The organism is Eggerthella guodeyinii, assembly GCF_009834925.2.
Taxonomy (GTDB): Bacteria; Actinomycetota; Coriobacteriia; order Coriobacteriales; family Eggerthellaceae; genus Eggerthella; species Eggerthella guodeyinii.
Genome location: NZ_CP063310.1, coordinates 2,006,173 through 2,022,983, shown reverse-complemented (window position 1 = coordinate 2,022,983; position 16,811 = coordinate 2,006,173). Strand labels below are relative to the sequence as shown.

The 16,811-nt window shown below is 68.4% G+C and carries 18 protein-coding genes; 3 read left to right on the top strand and 15 right to left on the bottom strand.

All coding sequences use genetic code 11. The features are described from left to right. The first annotated feature begins 115 nt into the window (after positions 1-115). From relB to GS424_RS08355, 3 genes are all read left to right on the top strand, one after another. Positions 116-343 (top strand): type II toxin-antitoxin system RelB family antitoxin, encoded by a 228-nt coding sequence (relB, locus tag GS424_RS08365; RefSeq protein ID WP_101722542.1) that lies wholly within the window; start codon positions 116-118, stop codon positions 341-343. Then, positions 344-616 (top strand): type II toxin-antitoxin system RelE family toxin, encoded by a 273-nt coding sequence (locus tag GS424_RS08360; protein ID WP_280527521.1) that lies wholly within the window; start codon positions 344-346, stop codon positions 614-616. It begins immediately after the preceding gene. Between the two features lie 268 nt (positions 617-884). Next, a complete protein-coding gene (locus GS424_RS08355) occupies positions 885-1,667 on the top strand; it encodes a C39 family peptidase (RefSeq protein WP_160941582.1) in 783 nt (260 codons plus the stop codon). Here GS424_RS08355 and GS424_RS08350 read toward each other — a convergent pair. The 15 genes from GS424_RS08350 to dusB all read right to left on the bottom strand — a co-directional run bounded on the left by GS424_RS08350 (position 1,652) and on the right by dusB (position 16,803). After that, positions 1,652-1,903, bottom strand: a complete 252-nt coding sequence (locus tag GS424_RS08350) for a TIGR03905 family TSCPD domain-containing protein (protein WP_160941583.1) — start codon at positions 1,901-1,903, stop codon at positions 1,652-1,654. The genes GS424_RS08355 and GS424_RS08350 overlap by 16 nt on opposite strands. A gap of 50 nt (positions 1,904-1,953) precedes the next feature. Continuing rightward, positions 1,954-2,730, bottom strand: coding sequence for a DNA repair protein RecO (gene recO / locus GS424_RS08345; RefSeq protein WP_160941584.1), 777 nt, complete (start codon positions 2,728-2,730; stop codon positions 1,954-1,956). Between the two features lie 6 nt (positions 2,731-2,736). Beyond that, on the bottom strand, positions 2,737-4,281 hold the full coding sequence (locus tag GS424_RS08340; RefSeq protein ID WP_160941585.1) for a PASTA domain-containing protein: 1,545 nt from the start codon (positions 4,279-4,281) through the stop codon (positions 2,737-2,739). A gap of 189 nt (positions 4,282-4,470) precedes the next feature. Continuing rightward, complete coding sequence (era, locus tag GS424_RS08335; protein ID WP_160941586.1) at positions 4,471-5,394, bottom strand: GTPase Era; 924 nt, start codon at positions 5,392-5,394, stop codon at positions 4,471-4,473. 20 nt (positions 5,395-5,414) lie between these two features. Continuing rightward, a complete protein-coding gene (locus GS424_RS08330) occupies positions 5,415-5,894 on the bottom strand; it encodes a diacylglycerol kinase family protein (protein WP_160941587.1) in 480 nt (159 codons plus the stop codon). Positions 5,895-5,917: 23 nt separating this feature from the next. Further along, entirely contained in the window at positions 5,918-6,379 is a 462-nt protein-coding gene (gene ybeY / locus GS424_RS08325) for an rRNA maturation RNase YbeY (protein ID WP_154332305.1), read from the bottom strand. Between the two features lie 5 nt (positions 6,380-6,384). Further along, positions 6,385-7,341 (bottom strand): PhoH family protein, encoded by a 957-nt coding sequence (locus tag GS424_RS08320; RefSeq protein ID WP_154331891.1) that lies wholly within the window; start codon positions 7,339-7,341, stop codon positions 6,385-6,387. Between the two features lie 101 nt (positions 7,342-7,442). Then, entirely contained in the window at positions 7,443-8,570 is a 1,128-nt protein-coding gene (locus GS424_RS08315; RefSeq protein WP_160941588.1) for a C39 family peptidase, read from the bottom strand. A gap of 146 nt (positions 8,571-8,716) precedes the next feature. Then, entirely contained in the window at positions 8,717-10,048 is a 1,332-nt protein-coding gene (locus GS424_RS08310; RefSeq protein WP_160941589.1) for a MiaB/RimO family radical SAM methylthiotransferase, read from the bottom strand. Next, positions 10,045-10,842 carry an RsmE family RNA methyltransferase gene (locus GS424_RS08305; RefSeq protein WP_160941590.1) on the bottom strand — a complete coding sequence of 266 codons (798 nt, stop codon included), beginning with the start codon at positions 10,840-10,842 and terminating at the stop codon, positions 10,045-10,047. Before GS424_RS08305 ends, GS424_RS08310 begins: the two co-directional genes overlap by 4 nt. A gap of 10 nt (positions 10,843-10,852) precedes the next feature. Then, a complete protein-coding gene (gene dnaJ / locus GS424_RS08300) occupies positions 10,853-11,992 on the bottom strand; it encodes a molecular chaperone DnaJ (RefSeq protein WP_154331887.1) in 1,140 nt (379 codons plus the stop codon). A 58-nt stretch (positions 11,993-12,050) separates the two neighbouring features. Further along, positions 12,051-13,064: a heat-inducible transcriptional repressor HrcA gene (gene hrcA, locus GS424_RS08295; protein ID WP_160941591.1), complete on the bottom strand. Its 1,014-nt coding sequence runs from the start codon at positions 13,062-13,064 to the stop codon at positions 12,051-12,053. A gap of 202 nt (positions 13,065-13,266) precedes the next feature. After that, positions 13,267-14,664 carry a hypothetical protein gene (locus GS424_RS08290; RefSeq protein WP_160941592.1) on the bottom strand — a complete coding sequence of 466 codons (1,398 nt, stop codon included), beginning with the start codon at positions 14,662-14,664 and terminating at the stop codon, positions 13,267-13,269. Between the two features lie 25 nt (positions 14,665-14,689). After that, on the bottom strand, positions 14,690-15,799 hold the full coding sequence (gene hemW, locus GS424_RS08285) for a radical SAM family heme chaperone HemW (RefSeq protein ID WP_160941593.1): 1,110 nt from the start codon (positions 15,797-15,799) through the stop codon (positions 14,690-14,692). 14 nt (positions 15,800-15,813) lie between these two features. Beyond that, positions 15,814-16,803 (bottom strand): tRNA dihydrouridine synthase DusB, encoded by a 990-nt coding sequence (dusB, locus tag GS424_RS08280; RefSeq protein WP_280527520.1) that lies wholly within the window; start codon positions 16,801-16,803, stop codon positions 15,814-15,816. Positions 16,804-16,811: the final 8 nt, after the last annotated feature.

The window sequence follows — 16,811 nt, the reverse complement described above, 5'->3', positions numbered from 1 at the left end:
ACCCCCTGAAGCGACCGGTTCCGTATTCGGGACGCGTTTTCTTGCATACCGTTGACAACGTAAACGGTATGCACCATAATGAGTTGACAATGTAAACTCATTAAAGGAGACACTTATGGCCATGACGGCATCGGCTATTCGGTTCGAACCGAACGAGAAAGAATGGATTGCCGCATTCGCCGAGATGAACGGTTCCACGTTTTCCGCGCAAGTGCGCCAGTGGACGCTCGAGCGTCTCGAGGACGAGCTTGACGCTCGGGACCTTTCGCAGGCGATCGAGGAAGACGACGGTACGCGCATTTCCTGGAGCAAGGCCAAGGCCGATCTCGGGCTGGCGATCTGATTGGGCTATTCGGTAGAGCTGACGAGCGGCGCGGTAAAGCAGCTGCGGAGCCTCGATCGTAAAACCCTGTTGCTGGTATCGGAGCTGATCGAGCGCCTTGACGGGTGCGAGAACCCCTGCACGCTCCCCAACGCGAAGAAACTCCAGGGAGTGAAGAACGGTTGGCGTTGGCGTACCGGGACGTATCGCGTGCTCGGCACGGTCGACGGCGACCGCATAACGATCGAAGTATTCAAGATCGGACACCGTCGAGACGTATACCGCAACCTCTAACGGAAGCAGCGGCGAACACCTTGTCGATGCGACCGCCATGCCAGACGACCGCATCGATTGTGCGCACGCGCGCGACCCCTTCTCGAAATCATCCCCATTAAGGAAAACTTAAGCAATCGGTTGACGTTTCTTCTGGGACGGGGTGGGCGCGTCCGAGGGATACTTGACGGCGAGGACGGCGCGCTGCGAGCGGGCCGGAGGTCGTCCGGGGCAGCGCCTCGGACGACGCCTCGCCATCCCTGTATCCGACGCTTTCGAGGAGGCTCCCATGCCGTACACGAATTCCTTCGACGCGAGATCGCATCCGAGCCGCCAGGCCTACCGCGCGCAGCCGACCCGCCGCATGGTCGTTCCCCCGAACCGCGCCTACGCCGCACCCGGCGCGCACCGCATCCGCGCGCGCACGCCGGGGCAGCTCGCCGTCGTGCTCGTGCTGTTGGCGGCCCTCGGCGGCGCCTGCTGGTACGCCGTGAGCACTCTGACGGGCGTCGTCGTCGGCGCGCAGGCGGGCGGGGCCTCCTCCTCCGAGCCGCAGTCCACGCCGCAGAGCGCCTGGAAGGCCGGCGAGGTGCCGGCGCTGTACCAGCGCGACCCCGCCTGGGCGAGCGCCGCCTACGCCGGGGACTCGTTCGGCACGACGGGCTGCGGGCCCACGTGTCTGACGATGGTGTACGTCGCGCTGACCGGCCGCACCGACATGACCCCGGCCGACATGGGCGCGTTCTCCGAGCGCCTCGGCTGCGCCACGCCCGACGGCACCGCCTGGGCGTTCATGACCGACGGCGCGGCCGAGCTGGGGCTCGTCGCCGAGGAAGTGCCCGCCGACGAGGCGAGCGTGCGCCGCGCCCTCCTGGCCGGCTCCCCCGTCGTATGCAGCGTGGGGCCGGGCGACTTCACCAGCACGGGCCACTTCATCGTGCTCACCGGCATCGACGAGCAGGGCCGCCTGCTCATCCGCGACCCCAACAGCCCCGAGCGCACGGGCAAGGCCTGGGACTTCGACACCGTGCTCGGCCAGTGCCGCGCGATCTGGGCCTACACGGCCGCCTGACGCGCTTCGCGCAGCCCCTTCACCAGCTGGTCGGCGCACGAGGTGCTGCGCCGGCCGCAGGTGTTGCCTTCGAGCACCGCGGCGACCTCCTCCACCGTCATGCCCTCGATGAGCTTGGACACGGCCTTGAGGTTGCCGTTGCAGCCGCCGACGAACTCGACGTGCGCCACCTTGTCGCCGTCCAGGTCGATGTGGATCGCGCGCGAGCAGACGCCGCGCGGGGTGTACTGGTACATGACCCTCTCCTTCGATGTACAATCTCCACGCGGGCCCCGCCCGCGCCTTCTCAGAACAATCCGCAGGTGAACAGGAAGTTCAGCGACTTGAGGTTCGATCCCACGTGCTCGTGCACCCACTGCTGGCAGAAGCGCAGCACGGCGAACGAGGCGGAAAGGTCCACCTCGAGAGCCTCGATCTCGGCGAACGTGGAGCCCAGCAGCGCCCGGCACCACGCCAGCGTGGAGGCCGGCACGAGGACCGTCTCGACGTTCGGCCGGCACGCGGCGCACACCACCCCGCCCTCCTGGTACGAGAGCGGCACGAGGGCGTCCGACGAACCCGCCGGCGCCGGCACGTCGCGCCCGCAGCCCACGCACACGTCGAGGCTGGGGCGCAGCCCCGTGAACGCGAGCGTCTTGAGCAGGTGGGCGGCGCACACGGCCGGCACCTGCGCGGCCTCCACCCGCCCCAAGCTGGCGAGCGCCGCGCGCGTGAGCGCGAACAGGCGGGGGTTCTCCAGCCCCATCTGCGTAACGCGGTCGAGCAGCTCGGCCATGGGCGCGGCGCCGGAGGCGTGCTCGATGTCACGGCGCAGGCGCTCGTTGCTCTCGACGAGCCGCACTTCCTTCACGATGTCGAGGCTGCGCCCGCGCGCGAGGAGCGCGTCGGCCACCGAGTACAGCTCGAGGCGCGCCGCGAACGAGCTGGCGGGCTTGCGCGCGCCCTTCGCCACGGCCCGCATCTGCGAGCCGTCCTCGGCGAGCATCGTCACGATGAGGTCGCTCTCGCCGAGCTTCGTCTTGCGCAGCACGATGGCGCGTGCGCCGTAGGTGGGCTGGGACACGCGCGCCTACGAGATGCTGGCGATGGCGTTGTCGCTCGTCCAGACGATGGCGCCGCTCTTCTGCTTCGAGGAGCCGTACACGGTCTCGCCGTCGAGCGAGGTCACCGCCCTGCCCGTGATGGTGAACGACGTGGTCTCGTTGCCCTCGTACTTCACCGCGTCCACGGAATCCACCAGGTACGCCGTGCCGCCGATGGTGATGGGCTCGCCGGAGCCCTGCACGCCGCCGAGGTACGACAGCGCGGCCTGCTCCAGCTCGGAAGCGCGCGACAGCGCGATGGACACGGTGACCGTGGAGCCGGAATCGGCCTTCGCGCCGGCCGCGGGGTCGGTGCCCAGCACGGTGCCGGGCGCGACGCTCTCGTCGTACACGTAGCTCGCCACGGGCTCGTACCCCTCGTCCTGCAGCAGCTTGGACGCCTCGTCCCACGTCTTGTTCGCCACGTCGGGCACGGTGTAGGGCACGGCCACGGTGACGGTGATCTCGGTGTTGGCCTTCGCCTTCGAGCCCGCCTCGGGGACGATGCCCAGCACGAGGCCCTCGTGCTCGTCGGACTTCTCGGTGACGAACGTGACGTTGTCGAAGCCGTCCTTCTCGAGCTGAGCGGCCACCTCGTCGCGCTGCTTGCCCACGGCCTCGGGGATCGTGCGCGCCTCGGAGACGTGGATGGTGACCTCGGAGCCCGTTTCCTCGCGCGCGCCCGCGGTGGGGTCCATGAGCAGCACGACGCCCTCGGTGTCATCGGACTTGATCTTCTCCTCGTGCACGGCGAATCCCTTGGACTCCAGCACGTAGACGGCGTCGGACTGCGTCATGCCCACGACGTCGGGCAGCATCTTGCCGCCCCACAGCTCCAGGTAGTACGTGACGCCGGCCGCGGCGCCGCCGACGGCCAGCAGGCAGATCAGCACGATGGCCACGATCTTGCCCTTGCCGCCCTTCTTCTGGTTGGCGTCGGGCGCGCGGAACTCCTTCTGCTTCGGGGCGGCCTGGCCCTCGATGCGCGGCATCTCCATGGTGTCGCCCGGGCCCCACGACTTCTTCGGCGGCACGTAGCCCGCGTCGACGAGGCACTCGTCGAAGCCCGAGAAGTCGGAGCGGCCGGAAACGGGCTCCTCGTCGGGGCGGCGGGGCACGAACGGCGTGAGATCATCGGCAGCGCGCGCGGCCTCGTCGTCTCCGACGGAGCTGAAGTCGAACGCGTTGCCGTTCTCGTCGACGTTCACGCCCGCCACGTCGATGGCGGGAAGGCTGGAACGGTCGAGCGGGCCCGACGTGCCGAGCTCGTCGGCGGGCGCGGGCTCGTCGGCGGACACGACGCCCTCGAAGTCGGGGTCGAGCCCGTCGGTTGCGGCGTCGGCCGCCTCGGGCGCCTCGACCGCGTCGTCCTCGGGGGCCTCGGGAACCTCGTCGGCCGCGATCGAGCGCAGCGTCGCGTCGCTCGTGGACGCGGCGGCGACGGCCGCCATGCGGCCGGTCAGCGGAAACCCGCACTCGTTGCAGAATTTCGCGCCTTCTTTGTTATCGGATTGGCAGTTCGGACAGATCATGCTGGCTTACTCCCTCGCGCAAACGGCACCTTCTGAGATTGTAGCCGAAAACGGGCCGCGCGCAGGCGGACAACGCGCCGATTGCGCGCTTCGTGACAATACCTGCAAAAAATCCCGCCCTCTCGGCCGCGGCGAAGGCCTCAGGGCCCTCGCCGTCCTTCGCCGCGGCGACCGGGCAGGCGGGGCCTCCTACGCGCCCTCGCCGTAGCCGAAGCGGCGGATCTGGCTGGCGTCGCGGCGCCAGTTCTTCTTCACCTTCACCGACAGGTCGAGGAACACCCGGCAGCCGAGCAGCTGCTCGAGGTCGGCGCGCGCCTCGGTGCCGATCTGCTTGATGGCCGCGCCCTTCTTGCCGATGATGATGCCCTTCTGGCTGTCGCGCTCCACGTACACGATGGCGTAGATGCGGTAGAGGTCCTTCTTGCGGTCGTACTCCATCTCCTCCACGTGCACGCCGATGGCGTGGGGCACCTCGTCGTGGAACGAGCGCAGGATCTTCTCGCGGATGAACTCGGCCACCACCACCTCGATGGGCTGGTCGGTCTCCATGTCGGCCGGGAACCACGCCGGCCCCGGCGGCAGCAGCGCCACCACCTCGTCGACGAAGTCCTGCACGTGCTCGCCCGTGGCGCTCGACAGCTCCACGACGGCGTCCCAATCGCCCAGCTGGGCGGCCGCGAAGCGCTGGCGGTCCAGCTGCTCGCCGTCCACGAGGTCGATCTTCGACAGCACGAGGATCTTCTTCGAGCGCGTGCGCTCGAGCTGCGCGGCCACCCATTCGTCGCCCGTGCCCACGGGCTTCGACGCATCCACGAGGAAGGCGACCACGTCCACGTCCTCGAGCGCCTTGAGCGCGGACGTGTTCAGCTCCTCGCCGAGGGCATCCTGGGGTTTGTGCAAGCCGGGCGTGTCCACGAGGATGAGCTGGAACTCGTCGCGGGTCAGCACGGCGCGAAAACGGTGGCGCGTGGTCTGCGCCGTGTTCGACGTGATGGCTATCTTCTTGCCCATGATGGCGTTGACCAGCGTCGACTTGCCTGCGTTCGGGCGTCCGACCAGCGTGACAAACCCGGATTTGAAGGATTCGTCCTTCGGGGGAAACATATCGGTCATCGATGGAACCTTTCTCGGTATCAGCTCAGAAGCGCCAGAAGGCGCGGGAGGAACACGGCCGCGGCGACCGCCACGGCGCCGAGCGCGCATACGAGCACCGCGCCGGCGGCGCAGTCCTTCGCGTGCTTGGCGAGCTCGGCGTAGTCGGGCGACACGAGGTCGACCACCGACTCGAGCGCCGTGTTCAGGCACTCGGCGGCCAGCACGAGCACGATGCAGATGGCGATGGCGGCCCACGACAGCGCGTCGATGCCGAGCGCGATGCCAAGCGCGACCGCCGCGGCGCCCACCGCGAAGTGGATCTTCATGTTGCGCTGCGTCCGCGTGGTGTAGGCGATGCCCTCCCAGGCACACGAAAACGCGCGCCCGAGCGAGAACCGAGCGCGCGAGCCTTTGTCCGCGTGGTTGCGGACGAACCGACCGTCGCCGCGCGCGCCGCCCTCCGGCGACGGCGACCCCTCGGTGCGATCGTCTTCATCCATGGCGTTGGTCGCGTCCATGCAATCCCGCCCCTCCCCCGAGCCTAGCGCTTGGACCAAGCTTCGAGGATCTCCGCCTCGCGCTTCTCCATGACCTCGGCCTCGTCGTCCTCGATGTGGTCGTAGCCGCACAGGTGCAGCAGGCCGTGCACGAGCAGCAGGCTGATCTCCTCCTCGAACGTGGTGCCGAACTCGCGCATCTGGCGCGAGGCCACGTCGGGGGCGATGATGACGTCGCCCAGCTCGAAGACGGGGTCCTCGGCCAGCGTCATGGCCGACAGGTCGTCGTCCACGCCGTCGCACTCGAAGGACAGCACGTCGGTGGGGCCTTCCTTGTGGCGGTAGCGCTCGTTGAGCTCGGCGATGGCCTCGTCGGTGACGAAGCTGATGGACACCTCGGTGTTGAAGGGCTTGTCCTCGCGTGCGAGCACGAACTGGGTGAGCTCGTGCAGCGGCAGCTTCTCGAGGTCCTCTTTGCGATAGTCGTAGTTGATCTGGATATCCATGGTTCTCAAGCCTTTCTGCTTGCCTGATCGTAGGCCGAGACGATGGCCGCCACCAGCGAGTGGCGCACCACGTCCTTGCCCGTGAAATCGCAGAACGCGATGTCGTCGACGTCCTCGAGGATGGCGCGCACGCCCTTGAGGCCCGAGATGCCGCGCGGCAGGTCGAGCTGGGTCACGTCGCCCGTCACCACCATCTTCGAGCCGAAGCCGAGGCGCGTGAGGAACATCTTCATCTGCTCGGGCGTGGTGTTCTGCGCCTCGTCGAGGATGATGAAGCTGTCGTTCAGGGTGCGCCCGCGCATGAACGCGAGCGGGGCGATCTCGATGACGCCGCTCTCGATGAGCTGCGTGGCGCGCTCCATGTCGGTCATGTCGAACAGCGCGTCGTAGAGCGGGCGGATGTAGGGGTCCACCTTCTCGGTGAGGGTGCCCGGCAGAAAGCCCAGGCTCTCCCCCGCCTCCACCACGGGGCGCGTGAGGATGATGCGGCCGACCTCCTTGCGCTTGAGCGCGGCCACGGCCATGGCCATGGCGAGGTAGGTCTTGCCGGTGCCCGCGGGCCCGATGCCGAAGGTGATGGTGTGCTCGCGGATGGCGTCCACGTAGCGCTTCTGGCCCGCCGTCTTCGGGCGGATGGCCCGGCCGCGGTACGTGAGCAGGATGTCCTCGCGCAGCGCCTGCGGGCTGAACTCGGCCGTGCGCAGCAGGTCGATGGCGTGGCGCACGTACTCGAGCGTGGGCTCGTCGCCGCCTTCCACGAGCTTGATGAGGTCGGAGAACAGCGCCGTGAGGGACTGCACCTCGAGCGGGTCGCCGACGAGCTCGATGGTGTCGCCGCGCACCGTGATGCGCGAGGCGAAGGCGTCTTGCACGACGTGGAGGATCTCGTCCGCGGGCCCGACGATGAGCGCCATGTTCACGCTTTGCGGGGCCGTGAGGGTGATTTGCGTTTGGTCTGTCATGGGAGCATTGTAGCACGTACGGCTGCGACCGGCCGCGATGTCATCGAACCGACAAGGGAATATAGTGCAGGTGCTCAATTTCGGGCGGGAACGGCGGCGCGTCACGCGAGCCGGTAGGCCCACAGCCCGATCGTCTGGCCGAGCACCGTGTCCACGTCCCAGGCCCTGTTCGAGCGCTCCGCCGAGTATGGGTCGTTGATGGCGAGGTTCCCCTCGTCGTCGATGCCCGTGATGACGAAGAAATGGCCGTTGTCGGTGAAGTCGCCGGGGCCGACGTTGCAGATGAGCACCGCGCCGCCTTCGAGCGCGGAGCGGACGCTGTCGGCGTCGGCGGCGAGCGCCTCGCAGGAGAGCCCGAGCGAGGCCGCCTCGTTGACGAGGAACGTCGCGTCGGTGCCGTCGAAGGCCGTCTCGTAGCCGCCGTCGCTCGCGCGCTTGCCCATGTCGTAGGGCGAGAGGTCGCCCTTGCCCGTGAGGCCCTGGTACACCATGGAAAGCGACGTGGGGCAGCAGCCCGTCAGCGCGAACGCCGTGGAGCTGTAGACGGTGGACCCCCAGCGGGAATCCCACTGGTAGAGGCGCGGCACCTCGCCGGAGGCGGGGTCGTCCGTGCCCAGGGCGCTCTCGGCGGGGTAGGCGTCGGGGAACGTGCGCACGAAGGGCACGGCCTCGGGCTCGACGGCGGCCAGCTTGAGCAGCTTGTGCTGCACGGCCTCGCCGTCGCCGGCGTAGGCGTCCGGATGGGCGGCGATCCACGCGACGTCGTCGCTCGTCTCGGCCGCCTGGACGAGCTGGGCGGCCAGCTCGTCGCCGAGCACGGCCTTGAGCTCGTCCTCGTCGATGGGGTCGCGCTGCGCCTGCTGCTGGACGGGGGCCTGGTCCGCCTCGTCCGGCGCCGGCGCGGCCGCGCCGGCGGCCATGCAGCCGCGGACGCCCGCGACGAGCGCGACGACGATCGCGATCGCGGCGACCGCGATCGCGAAGCGCTTGAGCCCGACGGCGCGCACGAGGTTCGTCGCAGCCTCGGAGAGGGCGAACAGGGGCTCCGGGCCGCGCGCCTCCCACGAGTGCCGGTTGCCCGTTCCGGAACGGCTCGAACGGAGACGGCCCGAGCTGATCGGCTCGTGCGATTCGTGCGCGTCGCGGCCGACGGGCGCTTCCCCGCGCATGCGGGCCTGACGCTCTTCGAGCCTTCTCCGCGCTCGCTCGCGCGCTTCGTCATCGGCCATCGGCGCCTCCCGTCCGCTCCAGCTATCCTGAAAACCATAGCACACCTGATCCTATGGAGGAATCCTACGGGGGAAGCTCCCCATACGCACACCATGTTCCCCCAGGGGCGCACGGCGGGCGGCGACGCGCGGCCGGGGCGGCGAGGCTACATCGTCACCTTCACGAGCGCGCCCTGCGGGGCCCCGGCGGGGGCGGGCAGCTCGAAGTAGCTTTCCGACATGGCGACGCCGCCCTCCTCGACCAGGGCGAGCTCGACGGTTCCGGCGCGGCGCGCGCGCTCGGCCGCGCGCAGCTCGTCGCCGAGGGCGCGCAGCGCGGCGGCGCGGGCCGCCTTGACCTCGGGGGGCACCTGGTCGGCGCGTGCGGCGGCGGGCGTGCCGGCGCGCCGCGAGTACGGGAACGCGTGGATCTTGGCGAAGCGGCAGGCGCGCGCCAGGGCGAGCGTCTCCTGGAACTCGGCGTCGGTCTCACCGGGGAAGCCCGCGATGACGTCGGTGGACAGCGCGAGCGCGGGCACGGCGGCGTACAGGCGCTCCACGAGCGCGAGGAACCGCTCGGCGTCGTAGGGGCGCGCCATCTCGCGCAGCACCTTCGAGCTTCCCGCCTGCAGCGGCAGGTGCAGGTGGCGGCAGACGCGGCCGTCGGTCGCGGCGAGGAGGTCGACGAGCGCGTTGTCCACGTCGCGCGGCTCGACGCTCGAGATGCGGAAGCGCACGGGGAACGCGCCGGGGCGGTGCGCATCGGCCGTCTCGTCGAGGAGGCGGCGCAGCAGGTCGGCGAGGCGCGTGGCGGACGGGTCGCGCCTCGGCCCGTCGCAGTACGAGCCCAGGTTGATGCCCGTGAGCACGATCTCGCCCGCGCCCGCCCGCGCGTACGCGACGCACTCGCGCACGACGTCGTCGGCAGGGCGGCTCGTCGCCCGCCCGCGCGCCACGTGCACGATGCAGTACGTGCACGCGTTGTCGCACCCGTCCTGCACCTTCACCCCCACGCGCGTGCGGAAACCGGACCCGATATGGAGCAGGGGCGCAACGTTCGACGAGAACGCCTCGCGCGACGCGCCGTGGGAAGAACCTGCAGGCCCCTCGGCTTGCGCGGCAGGGACGTTGGCAGGACCGGCGAGCTCTCCGGCGGAGCCCTGGGAGGAACAGGCTTCGCACCAGTCCCGTATCGCGTCGGGCAGCTGGGCCTTCCCCACCACGGCGACGCGGTCGTCGAGGGCCTCGTAGAACGCCGCGTCGATGGCGGCGGCGCAGCCGGTGACCAGGACGCGGGCGCGGTCGTTCGCGCGCAGGGCGCGGCGCACGGCCTTGCGCGTCTTCTTCTCGGCCTCGCCGGTGACCGTGCACGTGTTGACCACGATGAGGTCGGCGTCCGCCTCGGCCGTCTCGACGCCGCAGGCGGCAAGCTGCGCCGCCGCGTCGTCCGACTCGACGCGGTTCACCTTGCATCCCAGGTTGACGACGGCGAAGTTCATCGCGCGCCCGCCCTCGCGCGCCGCTCCAGCTCGTACAGCACGAGCGCGGGCGCCACGATGCCGGCGGTCTCCGTGCGAAGGATGGACGGGCCGAGCGACACGAGCGAGGCGCGGGGGTTGCAGGCCACAAGCGCCTCCACCTCGCGCTCGGTCAGGCCCCCCTCGGGGCCCACCACCACGGCCACGCGGGCGCCCTCGGGCACCGGGCCGTCGCCGAGCGCTCGGTCGAGCGCGGCGTCGAGCCGCGACGTGCCGGGAGCCTCCTCCCAGCACACGAGCACCGCCGCGGCGGTCTCCAGCAGCGCGCACGTCTCCCCCAGCCCCGCCGGCTCGCGCACGTCGGGCACGGCCGGCTGCCCCGACTGCATGGCGGCGCTCTTCGCGATGGCGCGCCAGCGCTCGGCCTTCGCCGCGCCCTTGCGCGCGTCGAGCCGCACGATGGAGCGCTCGCACGCCAGCGGCGCGAACGCGGCCACGCCCAGCTCGGTGGCGTGGCGGATCACCGTCTCCATCTTGTCGCCCTTGGCCAGCCCCTGCACGAGCTCCACCGCCGGGCCCCCGCCGGCGCGCTCGAAGCGCTGGGCGATGCGCACGACCGGGAGCGCGTCGTCGAAGGCCACGATCTCGCAGGCGAAGTAGTCCTGCGCGGCGTCCACCACCGCGATGCGCTCGCCCGGCGCCAGCCTGAGCACCCGGGCGTGCTTCGCGTCGTCGGCTTCGAGGCGCAGCGGGAACGCCGCGGCCTCCTCGTCGGCCAGGACCTGGTCGCGCAGGTAGAAATGCTGAAGGGACATCGCGGATCCGCTAGTTGAACGCGTCGCGGAGCTTCTGGAGCGGGGTGCGCTCGTCGGCCACGTTCTCGCCCAGCTCCTCGGCCAGCTGCTCCAGCAGCTCGCGCTGCTTCTTCGTCACCTTCTTGGGCACCACCACGTTCACGTGCACGAACATGTCGCCGCGCGACTCGCTGCGGAACTTCGGCATGCCGAAGCCCTTCACGCGCACCACCTGCTCGTTCTGGCAGCCCTCGGGGATGCGCACCTGCACCTTCTCGCCCTCGAAGATGCCGTCGATCTCGATCTCGGCGCCCAGGGTGGCCTGCACGATGGACACGTTCGCCCGGGCGTGCAGGTTGTCGCCGTCGCGCTCGAAGAACTCGTGCGGCTGGATGCGGCACGTGACGATGAGGTCGCCCGGGCGGGCGCCGTGCATGCCGGCCTCGCCGAAGCCGGACAGGCGCAGCTGCTGCGCGTCGCGGATGCCCACGGGCACCTCCACGGTGACGCGCTGGCGGTCGGGCACGCGGCCCTGGCCCTCGCACTCGGGACACGGATTCTCGATGGTGTGGCCCGTGCCGCCGCAGGTCTTGCACGTGGTGGCCGTCTGCATGTCGCCGAGGAACGTGTGCTGGATGGTGACCACGCGGCCCTGCCCGTGGCAGTCGGGGCACGTGATCTCGCGCCCGTCGGGGCCGAGGCCCGAGCCCTCGCAGTCGGGGCACGGCGCCAGGCGGTCGTACACGATCTCCTTCTTCGCGCCGGCGGCCACTTCCTCGAGCGTCAGGCGAAGGCCCACGCCCATGTCGCGGCCCTCCTTGCGCATCGGGGCGCGGCCGGCGGCCTGGCCGCCGAAGAAGGAGCTGAAGATGTCGCCCATGCCGAAGCCGCCGCCGAACAGGTCCTCGAAGTCGACGTAGCCGCCGCCCCCGTAGGGGCTGCCGCCGCCGGCCGCGCCGGGAACGGTGCCGAAGCGGTCGTACTGGGCGCGCTTCTGCGCGTCGGACAGCACGTCGTAGGCCTCGTTCAGCTCTTTGAACTGGTCCTCGGCGTCGGGCGCCTTGTTCACGTCCGGATGAAGCTCGCGCGCGCGCCGACGGAACGCCTTCTTGATCTCGTCTTCGGTTGCTTCGCGGGACACGCCCAGAACTTCGTACAGATCCTTCGCCATCTTGCTTTCGAAACCTTTCCTCACGGACGGCGCGGGACGCGCCGCCTCCACGTGTTGTTTATACGTCCTCCAGCGCCGCGCTTGCCATGCGCACCGCCTGTATCACCTTGGAATAGTCCATGCGCGTGGGGCCCACCACGGCCACGACGCCCGCCGACGCGCCCCGCCCGTAACGGCTGGCCACCACCGACACGCCGGCCAGCGCGGCCGCGTCGTTCTCGCGCCCGATGCGCACGCTGGGAACGCCCGCGCTCCGCCGGGCGGCGTCGTCGAGGATCTGGAGCAGCACGGTGTCGTCCTCGAGCACCTGCATGACGGGCAGCAGCGCCTGGGACTGGCTGAACTCGGGCTTCGTCAGAAGCGAGCTGACGCCCAGCCGGTGCGTGCGCGACGCGTCGCCCTCCTGCAGGCACGACAGCACCTCGTCGAGCGCCATGCGCACGAGCGGGTCGCGGAACGCCTCCACCATGCCCTCGCCCAGGCCGTCCTCGATCTCCTGCAGCGATTTGCCGCCCATGACCTCGCTCAGGAAGCGCTGCACGCGCGCCAGGTCGTCGGGGGCCACCTCTTCGGCGAACTCCATCTGGCGGTTGAACACCTGGCCGTCCTCGGTGACGAGCACCACGAGGGCGCGCAGCGGCGACAGCGAGATGAGCGAGAGCTGCTTGATGTGCAGGTTCAGCACCGACGGCGCCAGCACGATGGACAGGCAGTCGGTGAGGCGCGTGAGCGCCGACGACGTCTGCTCGAGCAGCGCGTCGAGCTCGCTCGCGCTGCGGCGCAGCTGGTCGACGACGGGCCGGTAGCGGTCGTCGCCGGCGGCGAGGTCGGACTGCAGCAGGTTGTCGACGAACGCGCGGTAGCCGAAATCGGTCGGGATGCGCCCGGCGGACGTGTGCGGCTGCGTGATGTAGCCGCCGTCCTCGAGGACGGACAGCTCGTTGCGCACCGTGGCCGGGCTCACGCCCAGCTGGTAGCGCTCCGTCAGCGTGCGCGACCCCACGGGCAGAGCGCGCGCGACGTATTCTTCAATGAGGGCGCTCAGCACCCGTTGCCTTCGATCCGAAAGCACGCTCCTCCACCTGCCTCTCTCACCAGTCGGTATTCCCCGAACCCGAACCATAGTAACGCATCATATTAGCAGCCGAAAGTCGAGAGTGCTAACAACAGCTTGAAATTGTGAAGAAACTCGCTGTTTCGCCATAGTAGGTGCGCTCAAAAGTACGCACGCTGAGGCGCAATCTACCTTGTCGGGCCAAACGCGAGCATCGGTGTCAATTCCTGCTGTGAGCCATTTCGCCGCAGACGTCAGACAAAAGGTAAAGAGCCATGGACGCCGTTGTGCTCGGCATCGCATCGAACCACTTTCTCGCAACACATCCGCATTCGATTTCGTCGGCTCTACGGAACCTACCGAAGAACCCATCCGGAAACAACGCGAGGTCTTTTGGCTCCGTTTCATCTTGGCGAAGAAAGCGGAGCGAAAAGCCGTCGCACACGAGAGGGTTCCGGCTTTTGCGGCGAAGGGAGTCAAATTTCGCAGAGATCTGTTTTGCGGTAAGGACCGACGAATAGCTGAAGAGCAGCTGAGGTTTGCCCCCTTCAACCCAATCTCGATAGAAAGCAACCATATGATTCTGCGAAGTAGCGTAGGTACAATCGATCAGTTCGTCGGCCTCGATGCCAAGTTCGCCCTCAAGCTCTTTTTCGAGACCATCGAAAACATGTTCGAACCCGATCCTCTCACTTTCGAAACCCCTTAGCTTGTACGCAGCCATCATGCTGATGCCCAGCATGCTCTTTCCAATGGTCACATCCTTACCTCTTAAAACGAATACGTAGAATCCGTCTGAGGTCAGAATAATGCAATGCAATCCCAAATGATTCGAAAGAACCGACTCTCGTAAGGGCGTAAGCCTATTTGCATGGTTTTCTTTGATACGCAATGTAAGCCCCTTCGACAATTCAACATCGAGGGCGCGATTCGTTACGAGGGAATCAAAGTACGTAGTCCTGCTACTCGTAAAAATGATTTGATTTGGCCCGACCAAGCAACTGTCGATTCGCAGCATGGGCGCGTTAATCGTGAAAGAGGTCGAATGCGCATGGAAAAGATCGTCGAAATGAGCGTGTGCGTACTGGGGCAGAGCATACCAAACATCCGGGCGATCGATGATTCGGATCGAAACGTTCTTCGCTACGAGCCTGGCTTTGCATCGAGCGTCGTCTATCGAACGATTCAGGTACATTATTTCTTCGGGGAAAACGCTAATTCCGTCGTTGGATGCATAAAATGAAAGGTTTCCACAAAAATGTGAGAAAGCCCTGCTGTTATAGTAGACAAAGAAGTCCTCTTTAGAATACTCATATTTCGAGATGATCGATTCGTAATTCCTCGTCAGCTTGCAGGCATCTTCAAGACGGTTTCTCAACGTATCCATGACGAGTAGTGTCACGCTCGCACAAAGTGTTGCAGCAAGTACGCCGAGAAACACGCTGGCAATCTCCCTTGTAATGTTATCGAGCCAGCCTTCGTTGCACAGATAGCAAAAAGCCGAGAACAAAACGATCGCGAGAAGTATCCAGATTATTGATTTCGCAAGAACCGACCCACTCGCACGCAGAAAGAGAAGGCACAACGCTTCTTCGTTTTTCTTCGACAGAATAGCCATTGTTCGCTTCTCTCCCTGTCTAACGTTACGCCAGGTCGAACAGGTCGCCGTACAGCTCGTTGCCGCAGAGCCAGCCGCGTTCGGTGGGGCGCCAGCGGCCGCCTGCGTGCTCGACGAGGCCCCGCTCCTCGAGGGCGGCCAAAGTCGCGGGCGCTTCGGGCAGCAGCTCGGCGGCGCGGGCGGCGCGCTCGTCGGACACGCCGTCGGTCATGCGCATGCCCAGCATGAGGTCCTCGGCGGCCATCTGGCGCGGGTCGAGGTCGTCGGTGACCGCGCCGTCCTTGCACCGCATGCGGCGCTGCGCGTTCTGCGTCATCGTGGCGGCGGAGCGGCCGAGCCCCAGGTAGGGCACGCCCGTCCAGTACGCGATGTTGTGGCGGCACCGGTAGCCGGGGCGGGCGTAGCTGGCCACCTCGTAGCGCTCGAAGCCCTCCTCGGCCAGCACGTGCGCGGCGATCTCCATGTGCGCGGCCTCCACGTCGTCGTCGGGCTCCTCGAGCTCGCCCGCCAGCACCGCGGCGTCGAAGGGCGTGTGCGGCTCGATGGTCAACGGGTACACGCTCACGTGCGTCGCGCCGAGGCGCACCGCCTCGCGCACGCCGGCCTCGAAGCTGGCCGCGCTCTGCCCCGGGATGCCGCACATGAGGTCGAGGCTCACGTTGTCGAAGCGCGTGCGCGCCGCCTCGACGGCGCGGCGGGCGTCGTCGGAGGAATGCGCGCGGCCGAGCGTGCGCAGCACCTCGTCGTCGAAGCTCTGCACGCCGATGGACAGGCGGTTCACGCCGAGCGCCCAGATGTCGCGCACCATGCGCTCGGTGAGGCTCTCGGGGTTCGCCTCCATCGTGCACTCCACCTCGGGCGTGAGGTGCATCGACAGCGACAGCGTGTACAGCAGCATCGACAGGCCCGACAAGCCCACGTGGCTCGGGGTGCCGCCGCCGAGGTACACCGTCTCGAGCTCGCCCAGCTCGCCCTCCTTCGCCTTGCGGCGGATCTGCAGGCTGAGGTCCTCCACGTACGCGTCGATCTCAGGGCTTCCGGCGGGCACGGCCGCCGTGGCGAAGTCGCAGTAGGCGCAGCGCTTCACGCAGAACGGAAGATGCAGGTAGAGCGCCTTGTACGGATCGTGCGGCATGTGCTCCTCGCTTCTCACTCGTGAGCCGCGGCGTGCTCGCGCGCGCACGCCAGCAGCTCGTCGAACACCTCGTCGAAATCCTCCACCGACACGCAGCCGTTGATCTTGCCGCGCGCCGCGGCGGCGCCCGGCAGGCCCGACAGGTACCAGGCGGCGTGCTTACGCATGCGCACGATGTTCTTGCCCTCGCGCGCGCCGAGCAGCCGCGCATGGCGCCGCGCGAGCGCGATGCGCTCCTCCACGCCGGGCGCGTCGGGTTCGGGCTCTCCCGCAAGCGCGGCCTTGGCCTGCGCGAACAGCCACGGGTTGCCCTCGGCGCCGCGGGCGATCATCACGGCGTCGCAGCCCGTGCGGGCGACGAGGGCCGCGGCGTCGGCGCCGCGTTTCACGTCGCCGTTGCCGATGACGGGCACGGCCACGGCCTCCTTCACCCGCGCGACGGCGTCCCACTCGGCGCTGCCGCGGTACAGCTGCTCGGCGTAGCGCCCGTGCACGGCCATGGCCATCGCCCCCGCGTCCTCCATGCGGCGCGCGAACTCGGGCGCCGTCTCGACGCCCTCGGACCAGCCGCGGCGGAACTTCACCGTGACCGGGCAGTCCACGGCCCGCGCCACGGCGCGCACGATGGAGGCGGCCAGCGCGGGGTCCTTCATGAGCGCCGAGCCGTCGCCCTTCGACACGATCTTGCGCGCGGGGCAGCCCATGTTGACGTCGAGGTAGGCCAGCGACGCGCCCATCTCGCGCTCGATCCACGCGGCCTGGGCGGCCATCGTGTCGGGCTCGTGGCCGAACAGCTGCACGGCCACCCGGTCCTCCCCCGGCGCGAGGCGCAGCAGGTGCCGCGTCTTCTCGTTCGCGTAGGAAAGGCCCTTGGCCGACACCATCTCGGTATACGTGAGGTCGGCGCCCTGCTCGCGGCAGAGCGCGCGGAAGGCCTCGTCGCTCACGCCCGCCATCGGGGCCAGCAGCAGGCGGTGTGTTTGGAAGAACGCGTGCAGGTCCAAGCCGGGCG